Origin of the sequence: Cryobacterium sp. HLT2-28 (genome assembly GCF_004402495.1) — a bacterium.
Lineage (GTDB): Bacteria > Actinomycetota > Actinomycetes > Actinomycetales > Microbacteriaceae > Cryobacterium > Cryobacterium mannosilyticum.
Genome location: NZ_SOFH01000018.1, coordinates 196,660 through 211,063, shown reverse-complemented (window position 1 = coordinate 211,063; position 14,404 = coordinate 196,660). Strand labels below are relative to the sequence as shown.

The 14,404-nt window shown below is 69.4% G+C and carries 15 protein-coding genes and 2 pseudogenes; 12 read left to right on the top strand and 5 right to left on the bottom strand.

The genetic code is table 11. From position 1 onward, the window contains the following. Window positions 1-17: 17 nt before the first annotated feature. On the bottom strand, window positions 18-647 hold the full coding sequence (locus tag E3O48_RS08610; protein ID WP_134538090.1) for a response regulator transcription factor: 630 nt from the start codon (window positions 645-647) through the stop codon (window positions 18-20). Further along, the gene (locus E3O48_RS08605) at window positions 644-1,885 is read right to left on the bottom strand and encodes a sensor histidine kinase (protein WP_134538089.1); all 1,242 of its coding nucleotides are present in this window, start codon (window positions 1,883-1,885) and stop codon (window positions 644-646) included. The genes E3O48_RS08610 and E3O48_RS08605 overlap by 4 nt, the downstream gene beginning before the upstream one ends. 3 nt (window positions 1,886-1,888) lie before the next feature. On the opposite strand from E3O48_RS08605, the gene E3O48_RS18180 reads away from it, so the two are divergent. From E3O48_RS18180 to E3O48_RS08570, 9 genes and pseudogenes are all read left to right on the top strand, one after another. Beyond that, complete coding sequence (locus E3O48_RS18180; RefSeq protein WP_255453739.1) at window positions 1,889-2,023, top strand: hypothetical protein; 135 nt, start codon at window positions 1,889-1,891, stop codon at window positions 2,021-2,023. 46 nt (window positions 2,024-2,069) lie between these two features. Continuing rightward, on the top strand, window positions 2,070-3,146 hold the full coding sequence (locus tag E3O48_RS08600; protein WP_134538088.1) for an FtsX-like permease family protein: 1,077 nt from the start codon (window positions 2,070-2,072) through the stop codon (window positions 3,144-3,146). Continuing rightward, window positions 3,143-3,835: an ABC transporter ATP-binding protein gene (locus E3O48_RS08595; protein ID WP_134538087.1), complete on the top strand. Its 693-nt coding sequence runs from the start codon at window positions 3,143-3,145 to the stop codon at window positions 3,833-3,835. The genes E3O48_RS08600 and E3O48_RS08595 overlap by 4 nt, the downstream gene beginning before the upstream one ends. 56 nt (window positions 3,836-3,891) lie before the next feature. Further along, entirely contained in the window at window positions 3,892-4,818 is a 927-nt protein-coding gene (locus E3O48_RS08590; protein WP_134538086.1) for a Ppx/GppA phosphatase family protein, read from the top strand. A 162-nt stretch (window positions 4,819-4,980) separates the two neighbouring features. Further along, a pseudogene (locus E3O48_RS18325) lies at window positions 4,981-5,238 on the top strand (phosphotransferase); the annotation flags it as partial. Window positions 5,239-5,291: 53 nt separating this feature from the next. Next, window positions 5,292-5,506 (top strand): annotated as a pseudogene (locus E3O48_RS08585) (hypothetical protein); the annotation flags it as partial. Window positions 5,507-5,582: 76 nt separating this feature from the next. Continuing rightward, complete coding sequence (locus tag E3O48_RS08580; protein ID WP_134538085.1) at window positions 5,583-6,512, top strand: aldo/keto reductase family oxidoreductase; 930 nt, start codon at window positions 5,583-5,585, stop codon at window positions 6,510-6,512. A gap of 265 nt (window positions 6,513-6,777) precedes the next feature. Next, on the top strand, window positions 6,778-8,145 hold the full coding sequence (locus tag E3O48_RS08575; protein WP_166788657.1) for an HNH endonuclease signature motif containing protein: 1,368 nt from the start codon (window positions 6,778-6,780) through the stop codon (window positions 8,143-8,145). Window positions 8,146-8,285: 140 nt separating this feature from the next. Continuing rightward, the gene (locus tag E3O48_RS08570) at window positions 8,286-8,771 is read left to right on the top strand and encodes a 2'-5' RNA ligase family protein (RefSeq protein ID WP_134538083.1); all 486 of its coding nucleotides are present in this window, start codon (window positions 8,286-8,288) and stop codon (window positions 8,769-8,771) included. Between the two features lie 18 nt (window positions 8,772-8,789). On the opposite strand, the gene budA is transcribed toward E3O48_RS08570, so the two are convergent. Both budA and alsS read right to left on the bottom strand, forming a co-directional pair. Continuing rightward, window positions 8,790-9,521, bottom strand: coding sequence for an acetolactate decarboxylase (gene budA, locus E3O48_RS08565; RefSeq protein ID WP_241975060.1), 732 nt, complete (start codon window positions 9,519-9,521; stop codon window positions 8,790-8,792). Then, complete coding sequence (gene alsS, locus E3O48_RS08560; protein ID WP_134538082.1) at window positions 9,518-11,269, bottom strand: acetolactate synthase AlsS; 1,752 nt, start codon at window positions 11,267-11,269, stop codon at window positions 9,518-9,520. The genes budA and alsS overlap by 4 nt, the downstream gene beginning before the upstream one ends. A gap of 115 nt (window positions 11,270-11,384) precedes the next feature. Between alsS and E3O48_RS08555 the strand changes: the two genes are divergently transcribed. Further along, window positions 11,385-12,275 (top strand): LysR family transcriptional regulator, encoded by an 891-nt coding sequence (locus E3O48_RS08555; protein WP_134510868.1) that lies wholly within the window; start codon window positions 11,385-11,387, stop codon window positions 12,273-12,275. A 121-nt stretch (window positions 12,276-12,396) separates the two neighbouring features. Here E3O48_RS08555 and E3O48_RS08550 read toward each other — a convergent pair whose 3' ends face one another. After that, window positions 12,397-13,056 carry a GNAT family N-acetyltransferase gene (locus E3O48_RS08550; protein WP_241982462.1) on the bottom strand — a complete coding sequence of 220 codons (660 nt, stop codon included), beginning with the start codon at window positions 13,054-13,056 and terminating at the stop codon, window positions 12,397-12,399. A gap of 310 nt (window positions 13,057-13,366) precedes the next feature. Between E3O48_RS08550 and E3O48_RS08545 the strand changes: the two genes are divergently transcribed. Both E3O48_RS08545 and E3O48_RS08540 read left to right on the top strand, forming a co-directional pair. After that, window positions 13,367-13,921 carry an SRPBCC domain-containing protein gene (locus E3O48_RS08545; RefSeq protein WP_134510867.1) on the top strand — a complete coding sequence of 185 codons (555 nt, stop codon included), beginning with the start codon at window positions 13,367-13,369 and terminating at the stop codon, window positions 13,919-13,921. Further along, window positions 13,914-14,393, top strand: coding sequence for a DUF664 domain-containing protein (locus tag E3O48_RS08540; protein WP_134510866.1), 480 nt, complete (start codon window positions 13,914-13,916; stop codon window positions 14,391-14,393). The genes E3O48_RS08545 and E3O48_RS08540 overlap by 8 nt, the downstream gene beginning before the upstream one ends. Window positions 14,394-14,404 lie beyond the last annotated feature (11 nt).

Genomic DNA, 14,404 nt, shown 5'->3' with positions numbered 1-14,404 from the left:
AGCCGCCGCGACGGCCGCTACTGCCGGCGCAGCAGCCCGCTCCGGCGCGCCGCCGCCACCGCGGCCGTGCGGGAGGACACCCCGAGCTTGGGGTAGATGTGCGCGAGGTGCGACTTCACCGTGGTCTCACTGAGGTGCAGGTGGGCGGCGATGTCGGTGTTGCTGCTCCCCTCGGCGACCAGGGCCAGCACCTCCAGCTCGCGCGCGCTGACCGCCGGGCTCGCGTTGCGCACCCGGGACAGCAGCCGGGTCGCCACCGCGGGGGCGAGCGCCGACTGGCCGGCGGCAGCGGCGGCGACGGCGGCGATCAGGTCGTTGGGCGGCGTGTCCTTGAGCAGGTAGCCGGCGGCCCCACCCTCGATCGCGGTGATGATGTCGCTGTCCGAGTCGTAGTTGGTGAAGATGAGCACGCTCGGCGGGTTCGGCAGGGCACGGATGCGCCGGGTCGCGTCGGCACCCCGGAACTCGCCCGCGAACTGCAGGTCCATCAGCACGACGTCGGGTCGGAGGCTCTCCGCCGCCGCGACGGCCTCGTCCGGTGTACCGACGGCGGCCACGACGCTGATCGTCGGCTCGGTGCCGAACAGCGCTTCCAGGCCCGACCGCATGATCGGGTGGTCTTCGGCGATCAGGACCCGGATGCTCATTCGCCCACCTCGAAGCCGGCCACGACGCTCGTTCCGATTCCCGGCGTGCTCTCGACCGTGAGGGTGCCGCCGAGTTCGGCCACCCGTTCCCGCATCGCGCGCAGGCCGAACGAGGTGCGCCCGGTCCCGGCCGTTCCCGGGGCCGGGCCTGCCGCCGCGGTGTCGAAGCCGACACCGTCGTCGACCACGTCGAGGATGAACTCGGTGTCGAGGGTGCTCAGGGTCAGGTCGATCCGGGTGGCTCCGGCGTGCTGCACGGCGTTCGACAGCGCCCCCTGGGCGATGCGCAGCAGCGCGGTCTCGTACCGGGTCGGCAGAGGCTCGAACTCGCCGGCGACGGTGACGCCGATCCGGATGCCGCTGGTGCGGCCGGTCTCGGCGGCGAGCCGTTCCAGGGCCTCGACCAGGGTGCCCTGCCGGAGCATCGGCGGCGCCAGCTCGTCGATGAACTGCCTGGTCTCCGCGAGCGCCGCCGTGGCGGCGTCCCGCGCCTGCCTCATCCGCACGGCCGCAGCGTCGCCGGCCGGGTCGCTTCGCTCGGCCGCGTGCAGCAGCATCACGATGCTCGAGAGGGACTGGGACACGGTGTCGTGGATTTCCCGGGCGAGCCGGCCGCGTTCCTCCTGAACGCCGGCAGCCCGCTCGGCGGCGGCGAGCCGGCTGCGGGCCGTCAGGAGTTCGCCGATCAGGATCTCGCGCTCCTGCGCCTCGCGGGCGAGAGAGCGGTAGGCCAGCCCGATGGCGACCGCGAGGGCGGCCCCGAGCAGCGGGCCGACGACGCCGCCGACGCTGAACCCGCGCTGGTTGCCGAAGGCGAGGATCGCCAGCAGGGTCGTGACGAGCACGGCCACCGGGCCCCGCCAGCCGGCCAGGACGTGCAGGTAGAGGAAAAACAGCGGGAAGACCAGGTACATCGCTTCGGCGCTGAGCGCGGCGAGGACCAGCCATTCGGCAGTGAGCACGCCCAGCCAGGCCGGGGCCGCCCAGGCACCGGAGCGGATGGCGCCGAGCGCGCCGCCCGTTTTCCCCGCACCAGCCAGGCTGCGGCCGAGCATCGCGCCGAAGGCGTAGCTGCCGAGGAAGACGACGGCGACGATGGTGAGCACCATCGCCCCCGGAAAGCCTGCGGCGCCGGCCGTCGCGATGACGAGCACGACCAGTCCGAGGACGAGCGAGTGCAGCCCGATCCGCAGGCCGAGGAAGACGGGGTTGAGGGCGGAACCCTGAGGCCCGGTCACGCTGTGATCACTCCCTCAGGCTACGCCGAGCCGGCCCGGCCGGCATCCGCCGAAAGGTGGAAAGGATCTTCCACCTTCGGGCCGGAGAAGACGGTCAACCCGCACGATGACGGCGAGCGCCGCCCGGACGAGAGTTGACCTGTCCGGCAGTCCGGACGCTCATCCCGATGAAGGAGCCCTTTTCGTGTTCGTAGCTTGGCGTGACCTCAGATTTGCCAGGGGACGGTTCGTGCTGATCGGCACCGTCGTCGCCCTGATCACCCTGCTGGTGGGCTTCCTGTCCGGCCTGACCGCCGGCCTGGCCGACCAGAACATCTCGGCGGTGACCGGCCTCAGCGCCGACCGGATCGTCTTCTCCGGGCCGGAGGGGGACGCAGCGGTCAGTTATTCCGATTCCGAGGTCACGGCCGCCGACGCCGAGGCGTGGCGCGAGCGCCAGGGGGTCGAACGGGTGAGCCCGCTCGGGATCAGCCAGCTGCGACTGTCGGCCGGAGGGGGAACGGCCGCCGTCGCCCTGTTCGGGGCCGGATCCGGCTCGGCCCTCTCCGGCGACGTCCCCTCCCGGGCCGGCCACCTGAGCCTCCCGGAGACCGTCGCGGAGGACCTCTCCCTGCGTGCCGGCGACTCCGTCGACCTGGCCGGTTCGCGCTACCTCGTCGACACGGTCACCGCCGACACCTGGTACTCGCACACTCCCGTGGTGTGGCTGCAGCTGGCGGACTGGCAGGCGATCGCCGCCGCGACCGGCCGGACGGACGCCTACGCCACCGTTCTCGCGGTGACCGGCCCGGGCGTCGACTACCCGGCCGCGGATGCCGCGACGGGCACCTCCTCGGCCGGGGTGCTCGCCTCGCTCACCGCCCTCGGCGCGTTCCGGTCCGAGATCGGTTCCCTGCTGCTGATGGTGGCGATGCTGTTCGGCATCTCCGCCCTCGTCGTCGGCGCCTTCTTCACCGTGTGGAGCATCCAGCGCCAACCGGATGTCGCCATCCTCAAGGCGCTCGGCGCCTCCAACCCGATGCTCATCCGCGACGCGCTCGGCCAGGCGGTGCTCGTGCTCGTCGCGGGCGTCGGGGTCGGCATCATCCTGACCGCCCTCCTCGGGGCCGTCGCCGGCACCGTGCTGCCGTTCGTGCTCAGCCCGCTGACCACCCTGGTGCCCGCCGCCGCCATGATCGTCCTCGGCCTCGCCGGCGCGGCGTTCGCCCTCCGTTCCGTGACCACCACCGACCCCCTCACCGCCCTCGGGAGCAACCGATGATCCAGCTCGACAATGTCACCCTCACCTTCCCCGACGGCGAGAATCGCATCACCGCGGTCGACCACGTCACCCTCACCGTGCGGCAGGGCACCGTGGCCGGCGTGACCGGGCCGTCCGGCTCCGGCAAGTCGAGCCTGCTCGCCGTCGCGTCGACGCTGATCACCCCCGACAGCGGAACCGTGCGGATCGGCGGGGTCGACGCGACCGCGCTGTCGATGCCCGAGCGGGCGGAGTTGCGCCGGGACCGCCTGGGGATCATCTTCCAGCAGTCCAACCTGCTGCCGGCGCTCACGGCCGCCGAGCAGCTCGTGGTGATGGGCGAACTCGGCGGCCGGGCGCGCGGGCGGCGGGCCGCGGGCATCCGTGCCCTGGAGCTGCTGGATGCCGTCGGCCTGGCCGACCAGGCCGGCAAACGGCCGGCCCAGCTCTCCGGCGGGCAGCGCCAGCGGGTGAATATCGCCCGGGCGCTGATGAACGAGCCGACCGCGCTGGTCATCGACGAGCCCACGAGCGCGCTCGACCAGGAGCGGGGCGCGAGCATCCTCGACCTGATCCTGCGGCTGACGAGGGAGCACGACACCGCCACCGTGCTGGTCACCCACGACCAGCGCCTGCTGCCGCTGATGAGTTCGGTGCACACCATGGTCGACGGCACCCTGCGGGCGAGCCGGCACACCGTCACCGCGTGACCGAGTGCGCAGGCACGCGGTGACCGTGACCGTCCGCGAGGCGCTATCGTCGGAGCGTGCGCCTCGGAGTTCTTGACGTCGGTTCGAATACCGTCCACCTGCTGGTCGTCGACGCGCACGCGGGCGCGCAACCGGTGCCGATGGCCTCCGACAAGGCCGTGCTCCGGCTGATGCGCTACCTCACCCCGGCGGGCGAGATCACCGAGGAAGGCTGCACGGCCGTGCTCGAGGCCGTGGGCAACGCCGCAGGCATCGCCCGGCGTCACAACGTGGACGATCTGCTCCCGTTCGCCACCTCCGCGCTCCGCGACGCGACCAACGGCGCCGAACTGCTGGCCAGGGTCGAACGCGAGACCGGCGTCGCCCTGCAGGTGCTCTCCGGCGAGGACGAGGCCCGGCTCACCTTCCTCGCCGTGCGCCGCTGGTACGGCTGGTCGGCCAGGGACATCCTGCTCTTCGACATCGGCGGCGGCTCGCTCGAGATCGCCGCCGGCGGCAACGAGATCCCGACCGTCGCTGTGTCGCTCCCGCTCGGCGCCGGGCGCTCCACGATCGGCTTCCTGCACAACGACCCTCCGCTGCCCGAGCAGGTCAGCGCGCTTCGGAAGCACGCGGCCGCCGTGCTCGCGGATGCCGTCGACGCCTTCGCCGGGCTCCCCGCACCGCACCACGTGGTCGGCTCCTCGAAGACGATCCGGTCCCTGGCCAGGCTGGCCGGTTCGACCTCCGAGGGCTTCGGCTCCGGCGAACGGATGCTGCTCGGCCGCGCCCAGCTCGCGGACTGGGTGCCGCGCCTGGCCCGCATCCCGGCCGAGGCCCGCCCGGCCCTGCCCGGGATCACCGCCGACCGCACGTTCCAGATCGTCGCCGGCGGGATCGTGCTCGGCGCGGCGATGGCCGCCTTCGACGTGACCGAACTCGAGGTGTCGCCGTGGGCGCTCCGCGAGGGCATCATCCTGCGCTACCTCGACCACCTGGACTGAGGGTCGAACCTCTGAGGATTGTGGTCAACCGCCCAGGGCGTGGCGTCTCTGGCGGGACACGCAGTTCGTCGGGTGCTCGGGGCACGGGAAAGTGCCGCCACGCGACGGCGTCCGTTGGAATCGAGACCGGTGGCTGACGCCCTCCACGCTGACGAGATCCCGATGGGTTTTCCCCTTGTCCGGGCTCTCGTCGACCGTGCTCTGCCGGCGCTTGCTGAACTTCCACTGCGCCCGCTCGGCCACTCGGGCTCGAGCAACGCACTCTTCCGCCTCGGAAATGAACTTCTGGTGAGACTCCCCCGCCAACCCGGAGGTTCACAAACCATCGACATGGAGGCCCGGTGGCTTCCCTGGGTCGGGCCACTTCTGCCGGTGGAAGTGCCACGCATCGTCGCGCTCGGAGAACCGGGCTTCGGCTATACCGAGCGATGGTCCGTCGTGCGATGGATTCCAGGTGACGTTCCGCCTGCGGCGTCGCCCTGGCCGCGACCGGTTACTCCCGGGGCACGATCACCCCGCTCGGCAGCACGACCGCCTGGTCTTCGCCGACGAACGCCTGCGCGGCAGCAGGGTGGCAATGGGCGCCGGCGAGCACGGCTACTCCGCTTTCGTCGACGCCGACGCCCTGATGGCCGCATATGACGCGACCGTCGCCGACATCACCGACCCGCTCACACCGTGCGGGTGAGCGCAGCGCTCGCAGGCACCAACGGAATCAGCGGCGAGTGGAGGGACAAGGCCAGGCAGTCCGGCAGGATGGAACCATGAAGACCATGACCCTGCCGCACACCGATCGCGAAGCCTCGAACATCATCCTCGGCCTGATGCGGATCTCCTCGCTCAGTGATGACGACATCCGTTCCCTGGTCGGCGCCGCCAGGGATGCCGGCATCAGCGTCTTCGACCACGCCGACATCTACGGCGACGAGCGGCACGGCTGCGAGAAACGCTTCGGCGACGCCATCGCCTTCTCGCCGGCGGAGCGCGCGGCGGTCACGATCCAGTCGAAGGTCGGCATCCGCACCGGGTTCTTCGACTTCTCGGCCGAGCACATCCTGCGATCCGTCGACGAATCTCTCGCCGCGCTCAAGGTCGACTACCTCGACCTGCTGCTGCTGCACCGCCCCGACACGCTCGTCGAACCCGACGAGGTCGCGGCGGCTTTTGACACCCTGCACAGCGCCGGGAAGGTGCTGGGCTTCGGCGTCTCCAATCACACCCCCGGTCAGATCGAGCTCCTGAAGCGTTCCCTGACCCAGCCGCTGATCGTGAACCAGGTGCAGCTGAGCATCACCCACTCCCCCGTGATCGCTGCCGGCGTCGCCGCTAACATGGCCGGGCTCGACCAGTCGATCGACCGCGACAACGGTCTGCTCGACTACTGCCGGCTGAACGACATCACCCTGCAGGCCTGGTCACCGTTCCAGAAGCAGTTCTTCGACGGCGTCTTCCTCGGCGACCGGGAGAACTTCGCCGAGTTGAACGACGAGATCGACCGGCTCGCCGCCGTGTACGGCGTGTCCCCCGCGGCCATCGCCGTCGCCTGGATCACCCGCCACCCGGCGAACATCCAGGTCGTGCTCGGCACCACTAACCTCGACCACCTGCGGCAGTCCGCCGACGGGTCAGAGATTCCGTTGTCCCGCGAGGAGTGGTACCGACTCTTCACCACCGGCGGTCACGTCCTGCCCTGAACGCTGCCGGAGCTCGTGCCGAGCTCGCGAATGCCGCTCGCCGCGCCGGTGGTCGAGCCCGGCGGGTCTTTTCAGGCGAGTCCGTTCCAGTGGTCGATCTTGTCGACACCCCGACCTCGGATGCCACCCGAGCGGGTTCGAAATACCGCCCCGGCGGGCAACGTGTTCTCCTCCACATAACCGGTGTGATCAGGTTATCCACAGTCGCTCCGTGGGGCCGGTTTCGGGCCTGGGAATGTCGGTGGCTGCCCGTAGTGTGACCGGTATGACAGCAGCTTTCATCGCCCGGCAGGAGGGCCTCGGCTCCCGGTTCGACGCGATCGCGGCGACCGATCGGGAGATCGCAGCCGCGTTCGCCCGGCGGGCCGCGCAGGTCGATGAGGCCCGCCGGTTCAGCGAAGCCACCACCCCCGCCGAGGCCAGTCCAGGCGGCCGGTGGACGGCGGCAATGGTCGCCGAGCGGGAGTTCGTCAGCGAACTCGCCGTGACATTGCGGTTGCCGCAACGCACCGCGGAAACCCTGATCGCGGAGAGCACGGCCCTGGCCGACGACCTGCCCGCAACCCGGGCCGCCCTGGCCGCCGGGGAGATCAGCTACCGGCACGCGCAGGTTTTGGTGCGGCAGGCATGGACGATCCCGGCCGCGGGCAAGCCCGGGTTTGAGGCGGCGCTGCTCCGCACCGCCGGGCACCTGACCGCCGCGAAGCTGAAGTACAAAGCCCGCGTGCTCCGCGAACGCCTGCACCCGGAGACGATCCTGGCCCGGCACACGATCTCCCTGCTCGACCGGAAGGTGCTGATCGAGGCCGACGCCGACGGGATGGCGTCGCTCTGGCTCTACGACACCGCCGAACGCGTCACCGCCGCACACCTGCGGGTCAGCGTCACCGCGCAAAGCCTGCAGTGCCCGACCGAAACCCGCACCCTCACCCAGTTGCGGGCGGATGTGCTCACCGACCTGCTCCTGGACGGCGTCACCCCCACCAGCGCCACAAGCGGCACCACCGGCGGCAGCGGAGGCGTCAGCGGCGGGGTCGGCGTCGGGGTCGGCGTCGGGATCCGGGCCACGGTGAACGTGACCGTCCCGGTACTGACCCTGATGGGCCAGTCCGAGGAACCTGGACACCTCGAAGGCTACGGGCCGATCGACCCGGAGACGGCCCGGAAACTCGCCGGTGGGGCGACCGGATTCACCCGGCTACTCACCCACCCCGAGACCGGCGTCGTGCTCTCCGTCGGCCGCGACCGCTACAAAGTCCCGAAACCGCTCAAGAAATGGCTTAGGTTGCGCGATGAGACCTGCCGCTTCCCCGGCTGCAACAACCCCGCGGGGCGCTGCGATCTGGACCATTCGCTGGATTGGCAATTCGACGGCCTCACCGCCCACGACAATCTTGCGAATCTCTGTGGCGGCTGCCATTCCCTCAAGAGCGAGACCGGGTGGACCGTGACACACCTGCCCGACGGGTTCCTGCACTGGACCACCCCGACCGGACGCACCTTCACCACCGAACCCGCCATCCTCATCCACACCACCCTGCCCGCCACGAATGCCGTACCACCACCGCAGAAACCCGCACCAGACGAGACCGAACCGCCCGACCCGCCTGAACCAGAGCCCGCCCCGTTCTGACCTGCGGGATCTCGACAGGCTCGATCACCGGCGGCCGTATCGGGCGCGGCGAGCCGCGAGGGCACAGCGCTCGCTTGCTTGCTCGCTCCCCCGAATGCTCGACCGCAACCCACCGCGCGCCCGCCGCCTAGACTCGGCCCATGTCCCGGCTCGTCGTCGTCCTCCCGCTCACACCGCTCCACACCGGTGAGAGCTTCCTGGTGCCGGACTGGCCGCCGCACATCACCGTGCTGCCGCCGTTCTACACGGATGCCTGGGCCGCCCAGATCGCCGACGTGATCGCCGCAGCCACCGCCGGCCAGGCTGCCCTGACCGCGACGGCCGGCCTCGACGAGCTGTTCGGGCGCCGGGAGGACATCCCCGTGACGGTCATCACCCCGAACCCAGCCCTGACCACGCTGCACCGGAGGCTGATCGATGCGGTCCGGCCGTTCGCCGCGTCACCCGACGAGCCGGCATTCACCGGCCCCGGCTTCCGGGCGCATGTGACCGTCAAGCGTTCAGGGCGGGTCAACGAAGGCGACGTGTTCTCCCTGACCCAGCTCGCGCTGGTCGACATGGCACCCCGGGCGGACAGGGGCGGTCGGACCGTGCTCGCCACCCTACCGCTCGCGCTCCCCGGCTGACGGGGCGACATTCCTGCCCTACGCGTGCGACTCGGTCTTGAGCAGCTGCCTGGCGAGGTCCTCCGGTGCGAGATTGGCGTCGCGGAAGGCATCCGTCAGCGGCAGTTGCAGCCGGAGGTCGGTGCCGAGGCACAGGGCCGCGCGACCGGTGCGCAGCTTGAAGTCGAGCACGTGCCCGCCGGCCGTGCGGTCGTCGGTGATGAAGTGCGCGTGGCAGCCGGGCACGCCGATGCCCTGCTCGTAGAGCGGGGTGCGGAAGCCGACGACGACGCCGGTGACGTCGTGCAGCTCGACGACCCGGTCCTCATCGGTCGCCTCGACCATCGGCCGGTACGGTTTCTGCTGCTTGACGACGGTGCGCATCCGGATCCACTCGAAGTCGCCGTCGATGCGCAGCGCGTACATGTAGTTCTCGGATGCCGTCAACCGGTCGATCACGTCGGACGCCTCGGCGCGCAGCACGCCGGGCGGCAGCTCGCTCTCGATGTGCGGCACGAAGTTGGTGACGACCGCGTACGGGGTGTGAGCGCCGAGGTCGGCCTTCGTCACCCCGCCGTCGGCGCGCAGCTGGTAGCAGCTGCCGTCGACGATGAGCATTTCGCCGTCGAGCCCGTTGAAGGTGCCGATGCCGAAGCTGCCGTGGCCGAGCAGGTCGCGCACGGTCATCTCGCCCTCGTACACGCCGTCGAGCAGGGCGCTCATCAGGCTCGTCTGGAAGATCTCGTGCCGGGACACGGTCATCTCGCTCATTGCAGCACATCGCTTTCCAGGTCTGCCATCAGTTCGTCTCTATTGTTGCGGTAGTCGACCCGCACGTCGATGATGCTCGGGCCCGGCTCGGCCATGGCCGTGGCCAGCACGGCGGCGAAGTCGGCGAGGTGGGTCACCTGGTAGCCGTGCGCGCCGAACGACTCGGCGTAGCCGACCACGTCGTAGTCGCCCAGCTGCACCCCGGAGGTGCGACCGTACTTGCCCTGCTGCTGGAACGCGACCATGTCGTAGCTTCCGTCGTTGAAGATCACGTGCGTGAAGGTCGAACCGAGCCGCACGGCCGTCTCGAGTTCCATGGCGGAGTAGAGGAAGCCGCCGTCGCCGGACACGGACACCACCGGGGTGCCCGGCCGCACCAGGGTGGCCGCGATCGCCCAGGGCAGGGCGACGCCGAGGGTCTGCTGCCCGTTCGAGAACAACAGGGTGCGCGGGTGATAGGTGCGGAAATGCCTGGCCATGTAGATGTAGTGCGAGCCGACGTCGCAGAGCACCGTGGTGTTGTCGGGCAGCAGCTCGCGCATCATCAGGGTCAGCTCGGCCGGGTGCACGCCCTCGGTTTCGTCGTGGCCGGTCGCCTGGTCGGCCTGGGCGAGGCGAGAGCGCTGCTCGGCGACCACCGCGGCCGCCGCCGCGGGCAGGCTGAGCCCGTCGATCTGGCGGGCGAGCGCGTCGAGGGTCTCGGCGACATCGCCGCGAAGCTCGACCGTCGGGCGGTAGTAGTCGTCGAGGTCGGCCGCGAGCTCGTCGAGGTGGATGATCACCCGCTGGTGGTCCTTGTTCCACTTCGACGGTTCGTATTCGACGAAGTCATAGCCGACGGCCAGGATCACGTCGGCCTTGTGCAGCAGGATGTCCCCTGGCTGGTTGCGGAACAGGCCCACCCGGCCCAGGTAGTGCTCTTCGAGCTCGTGCGAGATGACCCCGGCGGCCTGGAAGGTCTCGACCACGGGCAGGCCCGCCACGCCGAGCAGCCGGCGCACGGCCGCGGTGGCGCGGTCGGAGCCCGAGCGGGCGCCGGCGAGGATGACGGGGAAGGTCGCGTTCTGCAGCAGGGCGGCGGCGCGCTGCACGCTCTCGGCCGGGGCGGCGCCCAGCTGCGGCACCCAGTGCGGGTTCTTCATCGTGACCGTGGTCGAGTCGACGAGCACGTCGTAGGGCAGTACGACCGCGGCGGCGCCCTTGGGCTCCTGGGTCGCCTGCCGGAAGGCGTTGGCGATGGCCTCCGGCACGTTGTCCGCGACGCTGACCTCGCCGGCGGATTTCGTCACGGCGGAGAGCATGCCGACGGCGTCCATCGACTGGTGGGTGCGCTTGAGACGGTCGGCGCGAGGGACGGCGCCGCACAGGGCGACCATCGGGTCCCCCTCGGTCGTCGCGGTGAGCAGGCCGGTCGCCAGGTTGGAGGTGCCCGGGCCGCTCGTGACGAGCACGACGCCGGGGTGGCCGCTCAGCCGGCCGACCGCCGCGGCCATGAACGCGGCGTTCTGCTCGTGCCGGCAGACGATCAGCTCGGGGCCGGCGTCGACGAGGGAATCGTAGACCGGGTCGATCTTGGCGCCGGGAACTCCGAACACCCACTTGACGCCGTAGGCCGTGAGGCACTCGACGACCCGGTCGGCGGAACGGCGCGACAGGGCAGCGGTGCCGGCGCCGTAGGGCGTGACCGGGTCTGCCGGCGCATGCGCGGCATCCGTCACTTCGTCGTTGCGTACGGATGGGTTCGTCATGGTGCCTGCCTCCTGGCGCCGAAAGTCCGGCGCCTGCATTAATCGTCCCTCGCCGACCGATAGGAAACAACGCCGATGACGGATGCCATCAATCTCCGAATGAGATGATTGGCGGATGGACCTCCGCCAGCTCGAATTCTTCAGCGCCGTCGCCGCTGAACTGAACTTCACCCGCGCCGCCGACCGGCTCACCATCGCCCAGTCCGCCGTGTCGGCCGGGGTGAGGTCGCTCGAGAGCGAACTCGGCGTCGAACTCTTCGACCGCAGCCGCCGTCAGATCCGGCTCACCTCCACGGGCGACCTGCTCCTGCCCAAGGTGCGGGAGGCGCTCGACGCCGTGAACGAGGTGCGCGACGCCGCCCAGCAGAGCACGCACGCCATCACCGGCTCAATCGTGATCGGGCTGATGACCTCGGTCACCCTCGTCGACGTCCCCGGGCTGCTCGGCCTGTTCCGCACCGGGCATCCAGGCGTCGGCGTGCGCCTGCGGGCCGCCCGGCGCGGGTCGGCCGGGCTGGTCGACGACCTGGCCTCCGGCGAGCTCGACCTGGCCTTCCTCGCCCTGAGCGGACCGGTGCCGGGGGCGCTGATCGCCCGGCCGATCGCGTCGTCGCCGATGGTGCTGGTCGTGCCGGACGACCACCGGCTCGCCTCCGCCCGCCCGGTCGAACTCGACGGTCTCGCCCGGGAGGAGTTCATCGACCTTCCCCCCGGCTATGCCAGCCGCGGGATCGTCGACGACGCGTTCACCGTGGCCGGCGTCGAACGGAGGGTGATGATCGAGGTCTCCGACATCGGCACCGCCGCCGAATATGTCGCCAACGGCCTCGGCGTCGCCCTGCTGCCGGAGTTCGCCGCACGCGACGCCCGCGGCGTGCGGCGGCTCCCGGTCGCGAACGTGCCGGAGTTCACCGTCTACCTGGCGGCGTCCCGCAGCAGGCGGGTGTCGGCGGCGGTGCGCGCCTTCGTCGACCTCGCCCTCCCCGGCGAGGTCGCGGCGCGCTGACGCCGGCTTGCGTGGTGCCCCCACTGGGACTCGAACTCTAGTTCCACCCCAGTCGAGGCCTCAGTCCGGGCCAACTTCCGCGTATTTTCAACGTTCTTGGGTCACCTCCGAGGGTTCTGAATCACCATGATGTTCGGGAAGTGTAAGTGGCCCGTCCGCTCCGCAATGCCTCCGCGTACTGAGTGCACAAGGCAACCCTCTCCGGAGTGTTAGGGGCGTTCGGCGTTTGTGAGGACACCCACCGGGTCTCGCCGTCTTTCTCGGTGGAGGTCGGGCGTAGTGCTTGATTTCGAGCGACGCCCATCGAGGCCTGGTGCTCCGGATGGATATGTGCGACGAAACGGTTAACCTCGTGTGCTCGCAACCATCCGATCATCATCTGGGTGGCTTCGGAGGCTATGCCTTGGCCTTGGAGCCTCGGCGAAATGACCCAGGCGATCTCAGCAACGAGCATTGAACCGTCGCACGCGACGGTTGCCTGCACGAAACCGGCCGGCTCACCGGTGTCTCGGTAGGTGACTATCCAGTTCACCCACCATTGGGAACCGTCATCAGACTGCCCCACGATCTGTGCGGCATATCTGCTGTGGAGCACGTCTAATGACGGGGCTTCGCCGCCGGTGTACTCGTATAGCGACGGGTCGGCCAGAACGTCGACCATCGAAGCTGCATGGTCCACCGCGAGTGGTTCAAGCAGGAGCCGCTCAGAGCAGACCGGTTCAGGTTGAGGCCAATCCATCTCCTGAGAATGGCACAGGCGCGGTTGGATCACATGGGCCATTGGTGGAGCGGATCTCGCCCCAACGGGGACGCACTAGGCGCGAGAGATCTGGGCCAGTGCCTCACCCAACGGTTCATGCCCTCGTGCCTGTCCGCGCCCTGCCCTCGGAATCCGTCGGTGCAACTCGACGGTCGGCCTGACTTGGACCGCTCAATGGCGGTACTGCCGCTTGAATCCGTCGTCGCTTCCAGCAGTGGACAATGTATGGTGCCTTACGCCAGTTCTTCGAATCGCGTTCAGGCGGTCTCGAAAAGCACCTCATGATTGGCCCCAGCCACGAATTTCACCTCTGACAATCTGAAGGAGCGCGATGATGTCTCAGACACGAACTGAACGAAGCTTCACCCTGTCCCGCGTCGTGCCCGCGCCGCGCAATGTAGTTTTTACGGCGTGGACCGAGCCGGAACACCTCGCCTGGTTCTACAACCCCGCTATGCCCACTCCCTCGACGCCTATCCAGGTAGACCTCAGGGTGGGCGGCGTGTGGCGTCAACAGATGGTGGTCGATGACGACCTCCAATACCCCACCGGCGGCGTATACCTTGAGGTCGTACCCAACGAGCGGTTGGTCTTTCGGTGGGGAGCGACTGGAGGATGGCCTGAGCTCACCGGAAACCGCGAGGACGAAGCGCCGATCGTGACCGTTGACCTCCACGACGTCGCAGAAGGCACTCGCCTCGCGCTCACGGTTACCTTTCCCGACCAGTTGGCGGATGATGATGTACGCAACCTCATCGAGGGCGGCACCCGCGATGGATGGAGCGCCACCATCGCCCGAGTTGCACACAGCACTGCCATCACCACCGGTCTCCTCCGCCGACCGACGAGAACGCACGATGGAGCAAACAGTGCTGATCATGAGTGATGCACCCCTGCTCGCGCAGCTGGCGAATGAACGACAACATGTGCTGAGAACGGTGAGGGGGCTGGCGGAGGACGACATGCATCGCGCATTCGTCCCGTCGGGTTGGACGATCACCCGGCTTCTCAATCACCTCGCATACGACGACGAAATGTTCTGGATATCAGCCATTCTTGGTGGTGACGCGGAAGCGATCGAAGCCGTTCATGACGGCTGGTCGTCGGACCCGATGGCGGGTGCTGAAGCAATCAACGTGTACGAGCGGCAGATAGCCCGCAGTGACGAGGTGCTCAGGAGGATCGATCTCGACGCCCCTCCGCTCTGGGTGCCCCCAGCCAGCGTTTACGATGGGCCACCGATGCGGAACGGGCGCGCGGTCATCTTTCGCGTCCTTGCGGAGACCTCCGTGCACGCGGGCCACCTCGACATCGTGCGCGAGCTCATCGACGGTCATCAGAACCTGGTCGTTGGATGATTCCCGACATG

Bases quoted from the DNA above. Each gene is read 5' to 3' on its own strand.
- E3O48_RS08555 (WP_134510868.1), top strand. From the start codon at position 11,385: ATGGACCTCCGCCAGCTCGAATTCTTCAGCGCCGTCGCCGCTGAACTG.
- E3O48_RS08575 (WP_166788657.1), top strand. From the start codon at position 6,778: ATGACAGCAGCTTTCATCGCCCGGCAGGAGGGCCTCGGCTCCCGGTTC.
- E3O48_RS08570 (WP_134538083.1), top strand. From the start codon at position 8,286: ATGTCCCGGCTCGTCGTCGTCCTCCCGCTCACACCGCTCCACACCGGT.
- E3O48_RS08610 (WP_134538090.1), bottom strand. From the start codon at position 647: ATGAGCATCCGGGTCCTGATCGCCGAAGACCACCCGATCATGCGGTCG.
- E3O48_RS08545 (WP_134510867.1), top strand. From the start codon at position 13,367: ATGATGTCTCAGACACGAACTGAACGAAGCTTCACCCTGTCCCGCGTC.
- E3O48_RS08580 (WP_134538085.1), top strand. From the start codon at position 5,583: ATGAAGACCATGACCCTGCCGCACACCGATCGCGAAGCCTCGAACATC.
- alsS (WP_134538082.1), bottom strand. From the start codon at position 11,269: ATGACGAACCCATCCGTACGCAACGACGAAGTGACGGATGCCGCGCAT.
- E3O48_RS08540 (WP_134510866.1), top strand. From the start codon at position 13,914: ATGAGTGATGCACCCCTGCTCGCGCAGCTGGCGAATGAACGACAACAT.
- budA (WP_241975060.1), bottom strand. From the start codon at position 9,521: ATGAGCGAGATGACCGTGTCCCGGCACGAGATCTTCCAGACGAGCCTG.
- E3O48_RS08595 (WP_134538087.1), top strand. From the start codon at position 3,143: ATGATCCAGCTCGACAATGTCACCCTCACCTTCCCCGACGGCGAGAAT.
- E3O48_RS08550 (WP_241982462.1), bottom strand. From the start codon at position 13,056: ATGGCCCATGTGATCCAACCGCGCCTGTGCCATTCTCAGGAGATGGAT.